Here is a 15,536-nt window from a genome sequence, read left to right on the forward strand (position 1 = left end):
CGCTGACGGCCCATGGGTGAGTTCGAGCTGATCCGCCGCTACTTCGCCGCCGCGCCCTGTGCGCAGGGCGGCGAGGGCGTGGCCCTGGGCATCGGCGACGACTGCGCCCTGCTCGAGGTGCCAAGCGGCCAGCAACTGGCGGTGTCCACTGACACGCTGGTGGCCGGCGTGCATTTCCCCAATGCGTGCGACGCGCGGCTGCTCGGCCAGCGTTCCCTGGCCGTGGCGGCCAGCGACCTGGCGGCCATGGGCGCCGAGCCCGTGGCCTTCACCCTGGCGCTGACCTTGCCCGAGGTCAGCGCCAGTTGGCTTCAGGCCTACGCCGAAGGCCTGCAACGCATGGCCGGGCACTGCCGCCTCAGCCTGATCGGCGGCGACACCACCCGCGGCCCCTTGAGCATCACCGTCACTGTGTTCGGACGCGTTCCCAGCGGCCAGGCCCTGCGCCGCAGCGGCGCCCGCCCGGGCGACCTGCTGTGCGTCGGTGGCTGCCTGGGCAACGCCGCCGGTGCCTTGCCGCTGGTGCTCGGCGAGCGCCAGGCCCCGGTCGAGCAAGCCGAGCCGCTGCTGGCCCAGTACTGGGCGCCGCAGCCGCAGTTCGCCCTGGGCCTCGCCTTGCGCGGGCGGGCCACGGCGGCCCTGGACATCTCCGACGGCCTGCTGGCCGACTGCGGGCATATCGCCAAGGCCTCCGGCGTGGCGCTCGAGGTGAACCTGGCCCAGGTGCCGGTGTCTCCTGCCTTGCAGGCCTTCCTCGGCCGCGAGGCCGCCTGGCAGGCGGCGTTGAGCGGGGGCGACGACTACGTGCTGGCGTTCACCCTGCCGGCGCAGCAGCTTGCCGGCCTGGCGCAGGCCGGCTTTTCCGAGGTCAAGGTCATTGGCCAGGTCTGCGAAGGGCAGGGCGTGACCCTGCGCGACGCCGAGGGCCGTGACATCACCCCCCGGCAACGGGGCTATCAACATTTTAGGGAGACACCGTGACCGACCACCCCAACCAGGTGCCTGCGGAGTTCGTTCCGCCTTCGGTCTGGCGCAACCCGTGGCACTTCATCGCCTTCGGCTTCGGCTCCGGCACCCTGCCCAAGGCACCGGGCACCTGGGGCTCGCTGGTGGCGCTGCCGTTCATCCCGCTGTGGCAGATGCTGCCGGACTGGGGCTACTGGCTGTTGCTGGGGCTGACCATGCTGTTCGGCTTCTGGCTGTGCGGCAAGGTGGCGAACGACTTGCGCGTGCACGACCATGAAGGCATCGTCTGGGACGAGATGGTCGGCATGTGGATCACCCTGTGGCTGGTGCCGGAAGGCTGGCAGTGGCTGCTGGCGGGGTTCCTGATGTTCCGCTTCTTCGACATCCTCAAGCCGTGGCCGATCCGCTGGGTCGACCGCCATGTGCACGGCGGCGTGGGGATCATGCTCGACGATATCCTGGCCGGCGTGTTCGCCTGGCTGGGCATGCAGGGTCTGGTCTGGTTGGTTGCCTGATACAGGGAGTGTGTCGATGGCCATGAGGAATGTGCTGCTCGCGTTGCTGCTGCTGGCGCCTTGGGCGCAGGCGGCCAAGCCCGAAGCCGTGCCCGCGCAGGTGCGCCTGGTCAGCGAACAGTGGCTGGACTACACCAACGCCGACGGCACCGGCGTGGCCTGGGACGTGTTGCGCAAAGTGTTCGAGCCGGCAGGGGTCAAGGTCGTGATCCAGAGCGCGCCGTACAGCCGCGCCGTGGGCCTGGTCAAACGCGGCGAGGCCGATGCCTGGGTGGGCTCGTACAAGAACGAGGACAACGAGAACCTCTACCCGCGCTGGCATTTCGATATGGACCACATCTACGCCCTGGGCCTGGCCAGCCAGCCGGTGCCGACGCTGGAGACGGTGGGCAAGTATCGCCTGGCCTGGGTACGCGGCTACGACTATCAGAACTACTTGCCGCGCGTTGGCAATTACCGCGAGATCCAGCGCCGCGAGGGCATCCTGCCGATGCTCGAGCATGATCGGGTGGATTTCTACATCGACGCGCTCACCGAAGTCGACTACGTGCTGGAGCAGTCCAGCGAGCCGGGGCGTTTCCGCCGCACCCACATCGCCGAGTTGCCGTTGTACCTGGCCTTCACCCGCAGCGACCAGGGCAAGCTCTTGCGCGACCTGTTCGACAAACGCATGGAACAGTTGGTGCGCAGTGGCGAGTTGCGGCCGATCTTCGAGCGCTGGAAGCAGCCTTACCCGTTCGCCTCCGACAGCCAGCCCCAGTGATTGCTGGCGCGCCGCGCCCGGGCCTATGCATCGAACTTTTCGATCTTAAGCCACGAGATTCAGCCTGCGCACGCCCGCAGGGCTGCTGATACAATCGCGCCATCTGAAATTTCCTACTTACCAGGAGCACAACGTGCCCGTCGTCTTTGTTGCCGCTTCGAAACTGCCAACGCCTTTCGCGACCTTCACCATGCATGGCTTCCTCGACGAAGCCACCGGCCGTGAGCACGTGGTGCTCAGCCTGGGTGACATCAGCGATGGCGCACCAGTACTCGGGCGTCTGCACTCCGAATGCCTGACCGGCGACGCCCTGTTCAGCCAGCGCTGCGATTGCGGCTCGCAACTGGAGGCCGCGCTGCAGGCCATCGCCCGTGAAGGCCGTGGCGTGCTGCTGTACCTGCGCCAGGAAGGCCGGGGCATCGGCCTGCTGAACAAGATCCGCGCCTATGAACTGCAGGACGGCGGCGCCGACACCGTCGAGGCCAATGAGCGCCTGGGCTTCGCCGCCGACCAGCGCGACTACGCCATGTGCCTGCCAATGCTTGAGCACCTGGGCGTCAAGTCGCTGCGCCTGATGACCAACAACCCGCGCAAGGTCAAGGCGCTGACCGCGATGAACATCGCCGTGGCCGAGCGTGTGCCGCTGCACACCGGGCACAACCCGCACAACCGCCTCTACCTGGCAACCAAGGCCGGCAAGCTCGGCCACATGATGGGCAACGAGCACCAGGGCGAGGTGCCCCAGGCGTGACCCGTGGCCAGGTGAAGCGGCGCCTGACCCTGGCCTGGTGGCAATACCTGGCGGTCGGCCTGCTGCCGCTGCCCGTGATGGCCTGGGCCTTCGGCGGGGGCACGGCGCTGATGCCGGTGCTGGCCATGCCGTTGTTTCTCGCCGGCGCCGCGACCATGTTCCTCAGCCTGCCGCGCTTCGGCGCCTACAAGCGCGCGTTGATCGCCACCTCCGAGGCCCTCGGCACGCCCGAGGAGCCCGCCGCGTGGATCGAGCTGGCGCGGGTGCGGCGCCTGGCCATGCTGTTCGCCTGCATTCCCGCTTGGGTCGCCGCGCTGTCGGTGCTGGTGGGCCTGGAGGCGGTGCCGCAGATCCTCCTGGCGCTGTCCAGCGTGGTGATCCTCTACCTCTACCGCATTCCCCGCCAGCTGGGTTGATGCGCGCGCTGCTGTTCGGCCTTTCCCTGCTCACCTTCGCCGCCCTGGCGGCGGAACCGCCGCGCGTGGTCAGCCTGGCGCCGTCGATGAGCGAGGTGGTGCTCGAACTGGGCGCCGCCGAGCTGCTGGTGGGCGTGCTCGACGGCGGCGAGCGCCCCACGGCACTCGACGCTGTGCCGTCGGTCGGGCGCTATGGCCAACTGGACATGGAGCGCCTGCTCGCGCTCAAGCCCGACCTGCTGCTGCTCTGGCCCGGCAGCGTGCCGCCCGCCCAGCGCGAGCAGCTCGCGCGCCTGGGCATCCCCACCTTCAGCGGCGAACCCCACGACCTCGACCAGTTGATCGAACAGATCGAAGCCATCGCCGTGCGCCTGGGGCGCGCCGAGCAGGGCCGCGCCCATGCCGACGCCCTGCGCGCGCGCCTGGCCGGGCTGCGCGAGCGCTATCGCCGGGCGACGCCGCTGCGGGTGTTCTACCAGGTGTGGGATGCGCCGCTGTATACCCTCGGCGGCGGGCAGATCGTCAGCGACGCCCTGGCCGTGTGCGGCGCGCGCAACGTGTTCGCCGACCTCAGCCAGCCGGCGCCGCAGGTCAGCGTCGAGTCGGTGCTGGCGCGCGACCCAGAGGTGATCCTGGCGGGCGATCAGGCGCAACTGGCGAGCTGGCGGCGTTGGCCAGGGCTCAATGCCGTGGCCAACGGGCGCCTGCTGGTGGTGCCCGACAAGGGCCTGGAGCGGCCCAGTGGGCAGATGATCGAGGCCACCGCGCAGTTGTGCGCGGTGCTCGACGCTACAGCGCCGGCGTCCAGGTAACGCTCAGCAGCCAGGTGCGGCCCGCCTCGCGGTAGCCGTAGTCGCTGCCTTCGTAGCTGTACAGGGCGCGGCTGTAGGCTTTGTCCAGCAGATTGTCGAGCTTGGCTTTGAACTTCACCTCAGGGCTCGCCGCCCAGCTGCCACGCAGGCCGAGCAGGCCATAGCCGCCCAGGCGCTTGCGGTTGGCCTCGTCGTCGTAGCTGCCGCTCACCGCCTGCCAACTGGCACCCACGGCGAAACGCTCGAACTGCCGGTCCAGGTCCAGGCTCAGCGTGCGCCGCGCGCGGCGTGCCAGGGTGTGGCCGGTGTCGCGGTCGCGCGGGTCGATGAGCGCCAGGCCCAGTTGGCTGCGCCAGTCGCCCCAGCGCTGGTCCAGTGCCAGCTCCATACCGTCGATGCGGGCCGAGGCGACATTCCGGGGGATCGAGCCTTCGCCGAAGATGATCGCGTCGCGCAGGTCGGTGCGGTACAGCGACGCCTCCAGGCGGCTGCTGTCGCTCAGTTGGCTGCGCCATTGCAGCTCGTAGCTCTTCGAGCGCTCCGGGTCCAGGTCGGGGTTGCTGAACATCGGGTAGTACAGGTCGTTGAAGGTCGGCGCGCGAAAACCCTCGCTGTAGGACAGCAGCAGGTCGTTGGCCGGGTTCAGCGGCAGGGTCAGGCTGCCGCTCCAGGTGGTCTGGCCGCCGAACTGTTGGTTCTGGTCGCGGCGCACGCCCACTTCGCTGGAGAACGCCTCGCCGCTGAAGCGGTGCTGCACGAAGGCGGCGCGGTTGTAACGGCTGTCCTGGTCGAAGGCGGTGCTGCCGTGGACACGCTCCTGGTACCCATCGGCGCCCAGCAGCAGGCTGTTGCGCGCATCCAGGGCCAGGTCGTTCTGCCAGGTCACCTGGTCGCGGTAGGTGTTGAACACGCTGGCCTCGGCGCTGAGCTTGTCGCGCTTGTCGTCACGGTTCTCGCTGTGGCCGAGTTCCAGGCGCGAATGCCACCGCTCGGTGAGCTGGGCGTCGAGGTAGGTGCCCAGGCTGCTGACGGTGAAGTCGGTGTAGGGCTTTTGCCCGACGCTTTCGGAGGTGACGGGGTCGAAGCGGCCGAAGGGGTTGTCGTACTCGCTGCGGCCACGGCTGTCGAGCAGGTTCAGGCCGGCTTCAAAGCGTTCGTTGAAGGTGTGGCTCAGGCTCAGGTTGAGCGAGCGGTCGCGGTAGGCGTCGTGGTCGCGGTCGCTGGCGAACGACGGGCCGGTCGAATCGATGCCGGCGGTTTCGTCGAGGCTGGCGCCCAGGTTGAAGCGGGTCTGCCCATCGCCGCCGGACAGCCCCAGGCTGCGCTGGAAGGTGCGCTGGCTGCCGGCGGCCAGGCGCAGGCGCGGTTGCAGGCCGGGGCCGCTGGCGCGGCGGGTGAAGATCTGGATCACCCCGCCGATGGCGTCGCTGCCGTACAGCGCCGAGCGCGAGCCACGCAGCACTTCGACGCGCTCGATCTGCTCGACGTCGAGCAATTGCAGGCCGCTGTCGCCGGAGGTGGCGTTGGCGATGCGCACGCCGTCGACCAGCACCAGGCTCTGCGCGGCCTTGGTGCCGCGGATGAAGATCCCTGGCAGGCTGCCGCGGCCACCGGTGGGCGCCACCTGCACGCCGGGCACGCGGCTGAGCAGGTCGGTGACGCTGGTGGGTTGCAGGCGTTCGATGTCGCTGCGGGTGAAGACGCTGTTGGCGGCGCTGGTGGCGGTGCGCGACTCGACCTGGCGGTTGGCGCTGATCAGCGTGTCGGGGAGTTTCAGGGCGTCGTCGCGGGTGGCGGCCAGCAGGGGCGCGGGGAGGCAGAGAAGGGCGAGCAGGGTTGAGGTTTTCATGGGCTGTTCCATAGCGATCGCGGGGCAAGCCCGCGCCTACAGGTACAGCGCTGTACCTGTGGGCGCGGGCTTGCCCCGCGAGGGTGTTCCGCTCAGAGACCGAGCTTGGCGATGCGCGCCCGGATCGATGCCTCGATCCCCGCCGCGTCCAACCCGCACTCGGCGAGCATCTGCGCCGGCTTGGCGTGTTCCACGTAGATGTCCGGCAACCCCAGGTGCAGCAGCGGCTTGACCACCGCCTCGCGCGCCAGGCACTCACCCACCGCGGCGCCGGCGCCACCCATGATGGCGTTTTCCTCGAGGGTTACCAGCAGCTCGTGGTTGGCCGCCAGTTCCAGCACCAAGGCTTCGTCCAGTGGCTTGACGAAGCGCATGTCGACCACCGTGGCGTCCAGCGTCTCGGCCACGTTCAGCGCTTCGGCCAGCTGCACGCCGAACACCAGCAGGGCGACCTTGCTGCCCTGGCGGCGCACCACGCCCTTGCCGATCTCCAGCGGTTCCAGGTCGCCGTCGATCGGTGCGTTGGGGCCGGTGCCGCGCGGGTAGCGCACCGCCGCCGGGCCTTTGTACAGGTGGCCGGTGCTGAGCATCTTGCGCAGCTCGTTCTCGTCGCTCGGGGTCATCACCAGCATGCCGGGGATGCAGCGCAGGTAGGAAAGGTCGAAGCTGCCGGCGTGGGTCGGGCCGTCTTCGCCGACCAGGCCGGCGCGGTCGATGGCGAACAGCACGTCCAGGTCCTGCACCGCCACGTCGTGGATCAATTGGTCGTAGGCGCGTTGCAGGAAGGTCGAGTAGATCGCCACCACCGGCTTGGCACCCTCGCAGGCCATGCCCGCAGCGAACGTCACCGCGTGCTGCTCGGCGATGGCGACGTCGAAGTAGCGCTCGGGGAAGCGCTCGCTGAAGGCCACCAGGTCCGAACCTTCCTTCATCGCCGGGGTGATCCCCACCAGGCGATTGTCGGCGGCGGCCATGTCGCACAGCCACTGGCCGAACACCGCGGAGTACTTCGGCCCGCTGGACTTCTTCGGCGCGGCGGGCTTGTCGGCGGGTTCGAGCTTGGTGATGGCGTGGTAGCCGATCGGGTCGACCTCGGCGGGGGCGAAGCCCTTGCCCTTCTTGGTCACCACGTGCAGGAACTGCGGGCCCTTGAGATCGCGCATGTTGCGCAGGGTGGCGATCAGGGTCGGCAGGTCGTGGCCGTCGATCGGGCCGATGTAGTTCCAGCCCAGTTCCTCGAACAGGGTGCCGGGCACCAGCATGCCCTTGGCGTATTCCTCGGTGCGGCGGGCGATTTCCCAGGCACCGGGCAGGCGCGACAGGACCTTCTTGCTGCCCTCGCGCATGCTCGCGTAGGTGCGGCTGGAGAGGATCTTGGCCAGGTAGTTGGACAGCCCACCGACGTTGCGCGAGATCGACATGTCGTTGTCGTTGAGGATCACCAGCATGTCGGCGTCGACTTCCTGGGCGTGGTTCAACGCCTCGAAGGCCATGCCGGCGGTCAGCGCGCCGTCACCGATCACCGCGATGGATTTGCGCGGGTCGTTCTGCAGCCGGGCGGCGATGGCCATGCCCAGCGCGGCGCTGATCGAGGTGCTGGAGTGGCCGACGCCGAAGGTGTCGTACTCGCTTTCGCTGCGCCGCGGGAAGGCGGCGATGCCGTCCTTCTGGCGCAGGCTGAGCATGCGGTCGCGCCGGCCGGTGAGGATCTTGTGCGGGTAGGCCTGGTGGCCGACGTCCCACACCAGGCGGTCGTCCGGGGTGTCGAAGACGTAGTGCAGGGCGATCGTCAGCTCGATCACGCCCAGGCCGGCACCGAAATGCCCACCGGTCTGACCCACGGTGTAGAGCAACTCCTGGCGCAACTCGTCGGCCAGGGTCTCCAGGTCGGCTTCAGCCAGCCGGCGCAAGCCAGCGGGCGTGTCGGCGCGGTCCAGCAGCGGCGTGACCGGGCGTTCGCGGGGGATCTCTTGAAACGTCGTGGGCATCAGGCGTGTCGTTATAGGTTTGAAGACGCGGCAGTTTACCCCATTGTGGGAAAAGCTGCCCATTCACGCAGGAGGTCGCCTCGGGGACGACGCAACCCTTCTAGGAGCGGGCTTGCCTTGCGATAGCCAGGGTGAACTCACCGGCGCTATCGCGGGGCAAGCCCGCTCCTACAAGGGATAGGGGGTGTTCAGTGACGGCGTTCGACGATGTAGCGGGCCAGCGCGCGCAGTGGCTCGGCTTGCTCAGCGAACCCGGCGAGGGCCGCCAGGGCCTGGTCGCGCAGCTCCAGGGCGTAGGCCTTGGCCGCCTCCAGCCCGAGCAGCGCCGGGTAGGTCGGTTTGTCACGGGCGATGTCGGCGCCTTGGCGTTTGCCCAGGGTGGCGGTGTCGCTCTCCACGTCGAGGATGTCGTCCTGCACCTGGAACGCCAGGCCGATCGCCTGGGCGTAAACCTGCAGCGCATCCAGTTGCGCCGGTTCGGCGCGGCCGCTGGCCAGGGCGCCGAGGCGCACGCTGGCTTCGATCAACGCGCCGGTCTTGTGCCGGTGCATGTATTCCAGCGCCTGCTGGTCGAGTTTCACACCCACCGACCCGAGGTCGATGGCCTGGCCGCCGACCATGCCGGCGGGGCCGGCGGCCTTGGCCAGGGCCTGCACCATGGACAGGCGGATGGCCTCCGGCAGTGTGCTCAAGCGCGGGTCGAGCAGGGCGCTGAAGGCCAGGCTCTGCAAGCCGTCACCGGCGAGGATCGCGCAGGCCTCGTCGAAAGCCTTGTGGGTGGTTGGCTGGCCGCGGCGCAAGTCGTCGTCGTCCATTGCCGGCAGGTCGTCGTGCACCAGCGAGTAGGCGTGGATCAGCTCCACCGCGCAGGCCGCGCCGTTGGCCTGCTCGGCCGGGGCGCCCAGGGCTTCGCAGGCGGCGTAGGCGAGCAGCGGGCGCACGCGCTTGCCGCCGTTCATCACGCTGTAGCGCATGGCCGCGTAGAGCCGCTCCAGTTCCTTGGACGGCGCCTGGAACAACGGCTCCAGGGCCGCATCGACGCGGGCCTGGCAGGTGGCCTGGTAGGAGGTGATCATTCCTGCGGCTCCGCGTCGAACGGCTGGGCTGCCAGTTCGCCATCACGCTCCAGGAGGATCTGCACCTTCTGCTCTGCCTGTGCCAGCGCGCCCTGGCAGTCGCGGGTCAGGGCAATGCCCTGCTCGAACGCCGCCAGCGACTCTTCCAGCGACAGTTCGCCGTTCTCCAGGCGCTCGACCAGGGCTTGCAGGTCGGCGAGGGATTGTTCGAAATCGATGGAGGTTTTTTTGCGGGCCATGGCGACATTCTCGGTGGCATTTTGAACGGCGCGACACTAGCAGAGCGGGGCGGGGGGAGCAAATAAAGGGGCGGGCTGCGCATAACATCTTGTTGCACTTGTTGGCGAAGACTCCTCTTGCATTTTGCGATGTAGTCGAATTGTTGCCGTTCAGGCCCTCTGCCATAATTCCGCGCGCTCTGCCCCGCGCCCGGCGCGGCGCACCAAGCCCCTTCCCGACGTCACGTAACGGACTACGTTGTGAGCTTCCTCTCGATCGAATTCGGCCTCTGTTTCACGCTGTTCTTCATCCTCTACTGGAGCCTGTGCTGGAGCGTGCGCCTGCAGAACCTGCTGCTGCTGGCCGCCAGCTACGGGCTGGTGGCGAGTTTCAGCCTGCCTGCGTTGGGCATCCTGCTCGGCTACAGCGCGCTGGTGCATGTACTTGGACGGCTGGCCGCGCGCCACCCGGGGCGCGGGTTCAACACCGTGCTGCTCTTGGCGCTGGTGCTGGGCTGCTTCTACCTGTTCAAGTACCAGGCCTTCTTCGTCGAAGGCGCCCAGGCCGCGCTGGCGGCGGCGGGGCTGACGGTGTCGCTGCCGATCGTCGAGGTGCTGGCGCCGATCGGCCTGTCGTTCTATGCCTTCCACTCGGTCAGCTACCTGGTGTCGGTCAACCGCCGCGAGTTGGCGCCGGTTGCGGCGCTGGACGTGGCGTTGTACCTGGCGTTCTTCCCCAGCCTGGTCGCCGGGCCGGTGAACCGCGCGGCGCACCTGTTGCCGCAGATCCGCCCCACGGCCATGCGCCAGGTACTGGAGCCACAACGCGCGCTGGGGCTGATCGCTCTGGCGGTGGTCAAGCTGTTCCTGCTGGGTGGCTGGTTGGCCAGCACCTGGGTCGACCCGGTGTTCGACACCCCCGGCAGCTACACCCCGGAACAGGTGCTGCTGAGCGTTTATGGCTACAGCTTCCTGATCTATTTCAACTTCAGCGGCTACACCAACCTGGTCACCGGCATCGCCCTGCTGTTGGGGTTCCGCCTGCCGGAGAACTTCGACGCGCCGTATGCCGCGCGCAACCTCAAGGCGTTCTGGGGGCGTTGGCACATCAGCCTGTCGCGGTTCATCCGCGATTACGTGTACATCCCCCTGGGTGGCAACCGCCGGGGTGCATGGCGCGGCAATCTGAACATGCTGCTGGCGATGCTGGTATCGGGGTTGTGGCATGGCGCCAGCGCCAACTTCCTGATCTGGGGCGCCCTGCACGGCGTGGGACTGGCGCTGTACAAGCTGTTCGACGCACTGCTGCCTGGCTTCGCGCGGGCACCCGGCAGCGACCTGCTGGCGCGGCTGCTGACATTCCACTACGTGGCTTTCGCCTGGATCTTCTTCCGCAGCCCGACCCTGGGCGGCGCCTGGGAGATGCTCGACGCCATCACCGGGGTCAGCCTGGCCGGGCTGAACTCGGCCACTGGCGCGCTGCTGCTGGGCTGCGTGTTGTACGTGGCGAGTTATCCACAATGGCTGATGTTGCTGCGCCAGGGCTCCGCCGCCAGCCAGCGCCTGCCTTGGGCCTTGTACCCAGTGCCGTTGGCGGTGTTCATGGCGCTGGTGATCTTCGCGTCGCAATCGGGTGTGCCGGGGTTCATCTATGCAAGCTTCTGATAGCCGCCAACTGTTGCGGGCGCAACTGGGCGCGGCCCGCGCGCTGTATGCGATCGTCGTGGCCAGCCTGTTGCTGTTCTGGTTCAACCAGGACTCGATCAGCCTGTATTGCCAGCAAAAATACCACCGCAGCTGCGAGCTGCCGGCGCTCGGCCAATGGCCGGCGTGGCGCCTGGGGGCCGGGTTGAACAGTGCCTTGGGCGAAGGGCGTGACAGTTTCGTCGCGAGCCTGGAGCGCCAGGCTCGCGAGGCCGAGGCCCCACCGGTGCAAGAGCTGCCGGCGCCGATGCCGGTGGTCACGGTCAACCTCGATGCGCCTGCCCGGCCAGCGCCCGTGGCGGTCGTCACGCCGGTTATGGCGCACGCCCCACAGCAGCCCGGCACACTGGTCAGCCTGGCCTCGGGCGATACGGTGTTCCTGGTCGGCGACTCGCTGATGCAGGGCGTGGCGCCGCACCTGGCCAACAGCCTGCGCAAGCGCCACCAGGTGCGCACCGTCAACCTCAGTCGGCAGAGCACGGGCCTGGCCTACCCCGGCTTCTTCAACTGGCCGCGCACGGTCGCCGAAACCCTGGCCAACAGCCCGGACATCCGCCTGATGGTGGTGTTCCTCGGCCCCAACGACCCCTGGGACATGCCCCAGGGCAAGGGCAAGCCGTTCCTGCGCTTCAAGTCGCCGGAATGGGAGGCGGCCTACCGCGAGCGCATCGACGCGGTCCTCGAACAGGCGCGCGAGCATCGGGTGGAGGTGCTCTGGGTTGGCCCGCCGAACATGGAGAAGGGGCGCCTGTCGACGGCCATGGGCTACCTCAGCGGCCTTTACCAGGAACGCGCGGCGCAGTTCGGCCAGCACTACGTCTCGGCCAATCCCATGCTCGGCTACCCCGACGAACAGTTCTCGTATACGGTGCAGGCGCCGGACGGCGCGCGGGTCAAGGTTCGTGGCGACGACGGCATCCATTTCACCATTACCGGCCAGAAACTGATCGCCGAACACGTGCTGTCGCTGATCAGCTTCCCGGGCCTGACCGTTACAGGACACTGAGATGCGCCAATGGCATCACCTGCTGGGCCTGGCCCTGATGTTCGGCGCCTTGCCCGGCTGCAACGCCAGCCCGCCGGCCAAGCCTGCGGCCCAGGTGGCTGCGGCGCCCAGCCCGCGCGACGACGGCAACCTGGCGCTGTTCGCCGGCAAGCTGCGCAACGCCGGGCGGGCGCCGGTCGCCATCGTCCAGCTGGGCGACTCGCACACCGCCGCCGACCTGTTCAGCGGCGAGCTGCGCCGCCTGTTGCAGGCACGCTATGGCGACGGTGGCATCGGTTTGCTGCCGGCCACGGCGGTGCCGGGCACGCGCAATGACCGGGTGATCATCGACAGCGACCGCCGCCAGTGGCAGTTGGTGTCGGCACGCAACCAGCAAAGCAGCCAGTTCCCCTTGGGCGGCTACCTGTCGTTGCCGCTGGTCGATCGCCCCTCCGTGGCCTTGCGTCCGCGCGACCCCGACGCGCAGCGCTACCGGGTCTCGGCGTTGTACCAGGCCAGCCGCAACAGCACCCTGGTGGCGGCGGGCACACAGCGGCGCATGCTGCCCGCCAGCGACGGTCAATGGCGCCTGAGCCCGGCGTTCGTCAACCTCGGCCTGCCCCTGCAGCTAGGCGTGGAAGGCGCGCAAGGCGTGGCCTTGGGTGGCTGGTACGTGCAAGGGCAGAAAAGCGCCGGGGTGACCTATTCGGCGCTGGGCATCAATGGCGCGCGCCAGGACGTGGTGGACAAGTGGCAGCCGGGCTGGCAGCAGACCCTGGTGGCGTTGCGCCCAGACCTGGTGATCCTCGCCTACGGCACCAACGAGGCTTTCGACGACACCCTCGACCTGGCGCTGTACCAGGCGCAGCTCGACGCCACCCTCACGCGCCTGCGCCAGGACCTGCCCAAGGCGGCGATCCTGCTGGTCGGGCCGCCGGATTCGATCAAGCAGCGCAAGGCGCGCTCGTGCGCGGCGCGCCAGCCCCGGCCATTGGCCGATGTGGTGCGTATCCAGCGGCAGTTGGCGCAGCGGCACAAGGCGCTGTTCTGGGATTGGCAGGGGTACATGGGCGGGCCGTGTTCGATCGCGGCGTGGCAGGCCGGTGGCTTGGCGCGGCCTGACCTGGTGCACCTGACGGCCGAGGGGTATCGCAAGAGTGCGGCGGGGTTGTACGCCTTCTTGAAGGGGCCGCTGGGGATACGCTGAGGATGGCCGGGGCGTAGCCCCGGATCGCGGGGCAAGCCCGCACACACGGGTACCGCGCAGCCCTTGCGAACGGCGGGGGGACCTGTGGGGCGGGCCCCTGCGCTCTATCAGGCTGGCTCGGCCTCGCGCTCGAGCAGCGCTTCCCGATACCGCGCCAGCTCCTCGATGGTCAGCACCGGCAGGTTGTACTGCCGCGCATACACCGCCACCTGCTCGCCGCGGGCCATGCTGCCGTCGGGGTTCATCAACTCGCACAGCACCGCCGCCGGGCGCAGGCCGGCCAGGCGCGCCAGGTCCACCGAGCCTTCGGTGTGGCCACGCCGGGCCAGCACGCCGCCGTTGCGCGCGCGCAGCGGGAATACATGGCCTGGGCTGACGATATGCCGCTGCTGCGCGGTCGAGCGCAGCGCCGCTTCGATGGTGGTGATGCGGTCCTGGGCCGACACACCGGTGCTGACGCCTTCGGCCGCCTCGATGCTGACGGTGAAGCCGGTGCCATGGCGGGCCTGGTTGTTCTGCACCATCGGCGCCAACTGCAGGGCGTCGACCGTGGTCTCGTCCAGGCACAGGCAAACGATGCCGCTGCAATCGCGGATCATCATCGCCATGGTCTGCAACGACAGGTTTTCGGCCGCGGCGACGATATCGGCTTCGTCCTCACGGTCGTCGTCGTCGAGCAGCAGCACGGGGCGCCCGGCCTGGAAGGCGGCGATGGCGGCGGTGACGTTGGGGAATGCGGGGTGTGGCATGAAACGCTCCTCGTGAATGATCGATGAACGTCTCGGGGCGAACAAAACGCGCGCGCAGGGGCGCCCGATGGCCCCTGCATGACGCCTTCTTTCATCCGGACTATGACCGTCGGCCCTGGAATCTCACCAGGTCTGCTGACCCCCGGCATGGCCGGGGCGCTCGCGGGCTCATCTTTCGATTTACCGCCGGTGGGGACTTTCACCCCGCCCTGAAGACCGCGCAAGCATACCCCAGCCCGCCACCCCGCTGGCAAGCGCACCGCCTACGACCTTCGGCGGTATCATGGTCGGCATGCCTCTTGTGGAACCCCTTTCATGGACATTCTCGAAGTCGCCGGCGGCAAGCCGATCAAGCTATGGACCGACGGCGTGCCGGTCGAGGACGACGCCCGCCGCCAGTTGCTCAACACCGCGCGCATGCCATTCATCTTCAAGCACCTGGCGGTGATGCCCGACGTGCACCTGGGCAAGGGCTCGACCATCGGCAGCGTGATCCCCACCGTCGGCGCGATCATCCCCGCCGCCGTGGGCGTGGACATCGGCTGCGGCATGATCGCCGCCCGCACCTCGCTGCACGCCCGCGACCTGCCCGACAACCTGCATGGCCTGCGCAGCGCCATCGAAAAGGCGGTGCCCCACGGCAAGACCTTCGGCCGCCACGACCAGGGCGCCTGGAGCGATGTGCCGGCCCACGCGGACCAGGCCTGGCGCGCCCTGGCTGGGCGCTTCCGGGCGATCACCGACAAGCACCCGCGCCTGGAGAAGACCAACAACCGCCACCACCTGGGCACCTTGGGCGGCGGCAACCACTTCATCGAGGTTTGCCTGGACCAGGCCGAGCGCGTCTGGTTCATGTTGCACAGCGGTTCGCGCGGGGTCGGCAACGCCATCGGCAACCTGTTCATCGAGCTGGCCCAGGCCGATATGCGCCAGCACCTGGCCAACCTGCCGGACAAGGACCTGGCCTATTTCGAGGAGGGCAGCCGGCATTTCGCCGACTACGTCGAGGCGCTGGAATGGGCCCAGGACTTCGCCCGGCAGAATCGCGAACTGATGATGCGCGCCGTGATCGACGCCGCACGCAAGGTGCTGGGCAGGCCGTTCGAGGCGCGCCTCGAGGCGGTCAACTGCCACCACAACTACGTGCAGCGCGAGCGCCACTTCGGCCGCGAAGTACTGGTGACGCGCAAGGGCGCGGTGTCGGCGCAAAAGGGCGAGCTGGGCATCATCCCCGGCTCGATGGGCGCCAAGAGCTTCATCGTCCGGGGCTTGGGCAACGAAGAGGCGTTCTGTTCCTGTAGCCATGGCGCAGGCAGGGTGATGAGCCGCACCAAGGCCAAGGGCCTGTTCAGCGTCGAGGACCAGCGCCGCGCCACCGCCCACGTGGAATGCCGCAAGGACAAGGACGTGATCGACGAGATCCCCATGGCCTACAAGGACATCGATGCGGTGATGCGAGCGCAGCGCGAGTTGGTGGAGGTGGTGCACACCTTGCGCCAGGTGGTGTGCGTGAAAGGCTGAAGGCCGCATCGCGGGG

The 15,536-nt window shown here is 68.5% G+C and carries 15 protein-coding genes and 1 riboswitch; of the genes, 10 read left to right on the plus strand and 5 right to left on the minus strand.

What is annotated here, in order from left to right; genetic code table 11:
* Positions 1–12 precede the first annotated feature (12 nt).
* The 6 genes from thiL to P0Y43_RS11525 all read left to right on the plus strand — a co-directional run bounded on the left by thiL (position 13) and on the right by P0Y43_RS11525 (position 4,223).
* Positions 13–981 (plus strand): thiamine-phosphate kinase, encoded by a 969-nt coding sequence (thiL, locus tag P0Y43_RS11500; protein WP_275637383.1) that lies wholly within the window; start codon positions 13–15, stop codon positions 979–981.
* Positions 978–1,481 carry a phosphatidylglycerophosphatase A family protein gene (locus tag P0Y43_RS11505; RefSeq protein ID WP_275637384.1) on the plus strand — a complete coding sequence of 168 codons (504 nt, stop codon included), beginning with the start codon at positions 978–980 and terminating at the stop codon, positions 1,479–1,481. Before thiL ends, P0Y43_RS11505 begins: the two co-directional genes overlap by 4 nt.
* A gap of 16 nt (positions 1,482–1,497) precedes the next feature.
* Positions 1,498–2,244, plus strand: coding sequence for a substrate-binding periplasmic protein (locus P0Y43_RS11510; protein WP_275637385.1), 747 nt, complete (start codon positions 1,498–1,500; stop codon positions 2,242–2,244).
* 133 nt (positions 2,245–2,377) lie between these two features.
* The gene (gene ribA, locus P0Y43_RS11515; protein WP_275637386.1) at positions 2,378–2,995 is read left to right on the plus strand and encodes a GTP cyclohydrolase II; all 618 of its coding nucleotides are present in this window, start codon (positions 2,378–2,380) and stop codon (positions 2,993–2,995) included.
* Entirely contained in the window at positions 2,992–3,411 is a 420-nt protein-coding gene (locus P0Y43_RS11520) for an MFS transporter (RefSeq protein ID WP_275637387.1), read from the plus strand. Before ribA ends, P0Y43_RS11520 begins: the two co-directional genes overlap by 4 nt.
* On the plus strand, positions 3,411–4,223 hold the full coding sequence (locus P0Y43_RS11525) for a cobalamin-binding protein (RefSeq protein ID WP_275637388.1): 813 nt from the start codon (positions 3,411–3,413) through the stop codon (positions 4,221–4,223). The genes P0Y43_RS11520 and P0Y43_RS11525 overlap by 1 nt, the downstream gene beginning before the upstream one ends.
* Here P0Y43_RS11525 and P0Y43_RS11530 read toward each other — a convergent pair.
* The 4 genes from P0Y43_RS11530 to P0Y43_RS11545 form a co-directional block, all read right to left on the minus strand.
* Positions 4,201–6,084 (minus strand): TonB-dependent receptor domain-containing protein, encoded by a 1,884-nt coding sequence (locus P0Y43_RS11530; protein WP_430540242.1) that lies wholly within the window; start codon positions 6,082–6,084, stop codon positions 4,201–4,203. The two genes, P0Y43_RS11525 and P0Y43_RS11530, sit on opposite strands and share 23 nt — an antisense overlap.
* A gap of 80 nt (positions 6,085–6,164) precedes the next feature.
* Positions 6,165–8,060 carry a 1-deoxy-D-xylulose-5-phosphate synthase gene (dxs, locus tag P0Y43_RS11535; RefSeq protein WP_275637390.1) on the minus strand — a complete coding sequence of 632 codons (1,896 nt, stop codon included), beginning with the start codon at positions 8,058–8,060 and terminating at the stop codon, positions 6,165–6,167.
* A gap of 188 nt (positions 8,061–8,248) precedes the next feature.
* A complete protein-coding gene (gene ispA, locus P0Y43_RS11540) occupies positions 8,249–9,136 on the minus strand; it encodes a (2E,6E)-farnesyl diphosphate synthase (RefSeq protein WP_275637391.1) in 888 nt (295 codons plus the stop codon).
* A complete protein-coding gene (locus tag P0Y43_RS11545) occupies positions 9,133–9,375 on the minus strand; it encodes an exodeoxyribonuclease VII small subunit (RefSeq protein ID WP_186556633.1) in 243 nt (80 codons plus the stop codon). Before P0Y43_RS11545 ends, ispA begins: the two co-directional genes overlap by 4 nt.
* 240 nt (positions 9,376–9,615) lie before the next feature.
* On the opposite strand from P0Y43_RS11545, the gene P0Y43_RS11550 reads away from it, so the two are divergent.
* From P0Y43_RS11550 to P0Y43_RS11560, 3 genes are read left to right on the plus strand one after another with little or no spacing between them, the layout of a single operon-like run.
* Positions 9,616–11,019, plus strand: a complete 1,404-nt coding sequence (locus P0Y43_RS11550) for an MBOAT family O-acyltransferase (protein WP_275637392.1) — start codon at positions 9,616–9,618, stop codon at positions 11,017–11,019.
* Positions 11,006–12,064: an SGNH/GDSL hydrolase family protein gene (locus tag P0Y43_RS11555; protein WP_275637393.1), complete on the plus strand. Its 1,059-nt coding sequence runs from the start codon at positions 11,006–11,008 to the stop codon at positions 12,062–12,064. Before P0Y43_RS11550 ends, P0Y43_RS11555 begins: the two co-directional genes overlap by 14 nt.
* 1 nt (position 12,065) lies before the next feature.
* Positions 12,066–13,250: an SGNH/GDSL hydrolase family protein gene (locus tag P0Y43_RS11560; protein ID WP_275637394.1), complete on the plus strand. Its 1,185-nt coding sequence runs from the start codon at positions 12,066–12,068 to the stop codon at positions 13,248–13,250.
* Positions 13,251–13,357: 107 nt separating this feature from the next.
* Here P0Y43_RS11560 and ribB read toward each other — a convergent pair whose 3' ends face one another.
* On the minus strand, positions 13,358–13,999 hold the full coding sequence (gene ribB, locus P0Y43_RS11565; protein ID WP_275637395.1) for a 3,4-dihydroxy-2-butanone-4-phosphate synthase: 642 nt from the start codon (positions 13,997–13,999) through the stop codon (positions 13,358–13,360).
* Positions 14,000–14,078: 79 nt separating this feature from the next.
* A riboswitch (FMN riboswitch) is annotated at positions 14,079–14,220 on the minus strand.
* A 94-nt stretch (positions 14,221–14,314) separates the two neighbouring features.
* Here ribB and P0Y43_RS11570 point away from each other — a divergent pair.
* Positions 14,315–15,520 (plus strand): RtcB family protein, encoded by a 1,206-nt coding sequence (locus P0Y43_RS11570; RefSeq protein ID WP_275637396.1) that lies wholly within the window; start codon positions 14,315–14,317, stop codon positions 15,518–15,520.
* The last annotated feature ends 16 nt before the right edge of the window (positions 15,521–15,536 follow it).

It is taken from the genome of Pseudomonas entomophila, assembly GCF_029193575.1.
Classification (GTDB): domain Bacteria; phylum Pseudomonadota; class Gammaproteobacteria; order Pseudomonadales; family Pseudomonadaceae; genus Aquipseudomonas; species Aquipseudomonas entomophila_G.

What these genes read in the sequence shown, in the direction of transcription:
- thiL (WP_275637383.1), top strand. Translation starts at nt 13, where the DNA reads ATGGGTGAGTTCGAGCTGATCCGCCGCTACTTCGCCGCCGCGCCCTGT.
- P0Y43_RS11510 (WP_275637385.1), top strand. Translation starts at nt 1,498, where the DNA reads ATGGCCATGAGGAATGTGCTGCTCGCGTTGCTGCTGCTGGCGCCTTGG.
- P0Y43_RS11525 (WP_275637388.1), top strand. Translation starts at nt 3,411, where the DNA reads ATGCGCGCGCTGCTGTTCGGCCTTTCCCTGCTCACCTTCGCCGCCCTG.
- P0Y43_RS11530 (WP_430540242.1), bottom strand. Translation starts at nt 6,084, where the DNA reads ATGGAACAGCCCATGAAAACCTCAACCCTGCTCGCCCTTCTCTGCCTC.
- dxs (WP_275637390.1), bottom strand. Translation starts at nt 8,060, where the DNA reads ATGCCCACGACGTTTCAAGAGATCCCCCGCGAACGCCCGGTCACGCCG.
- ispA (WP_275637391.1), bottom strand. Translation starts at nt 9,136, where the DNA reads ATGATCACCTCCTACCAGGCCACCTGCCAGGCCCGCGTCGATGCGGCC.
- P0Y43_RS11545 (WP_186556633.1), bottom strand. Translation starts at nt 9,375, where the DNA reads ATGGCCCGCAAAAAAACCTCCATCGATTTCGAACAATCCCTCGCCGAC.
- P0Y43_RS11555 (WP_275637393.1), top strand. Translation starts at nt 11,006, where the DNA reads ATGCAAGCTTCTGATAGCCGCCAACTGTTGCGGGCGCAACTGGGCGCG.
- P0Y43_RS11560 (WP_275637394.1), top strand. Translation starts at nt 12,066, where the DNA reads ATGCGCCAATGGCATCACCTGCTGGGCCTGGCCCTGATGTTCGGCGCC.
- ribB (WP_275637395.1), bottom strand. Translation starts at nt 13,999, where the DNA reads ATGCCACACCCCGCATTCCCCAACGTCACCGCCGCCATCGCCGCCTTC.
- P0Y43_RS11570 (WP_275637396.1), top strand. Translation starts at nt 14,315, where the DNA reads ATGGACATTCTCGAAGTCGCCGGCGGCAAGCCGATCAAGCTATGGACC.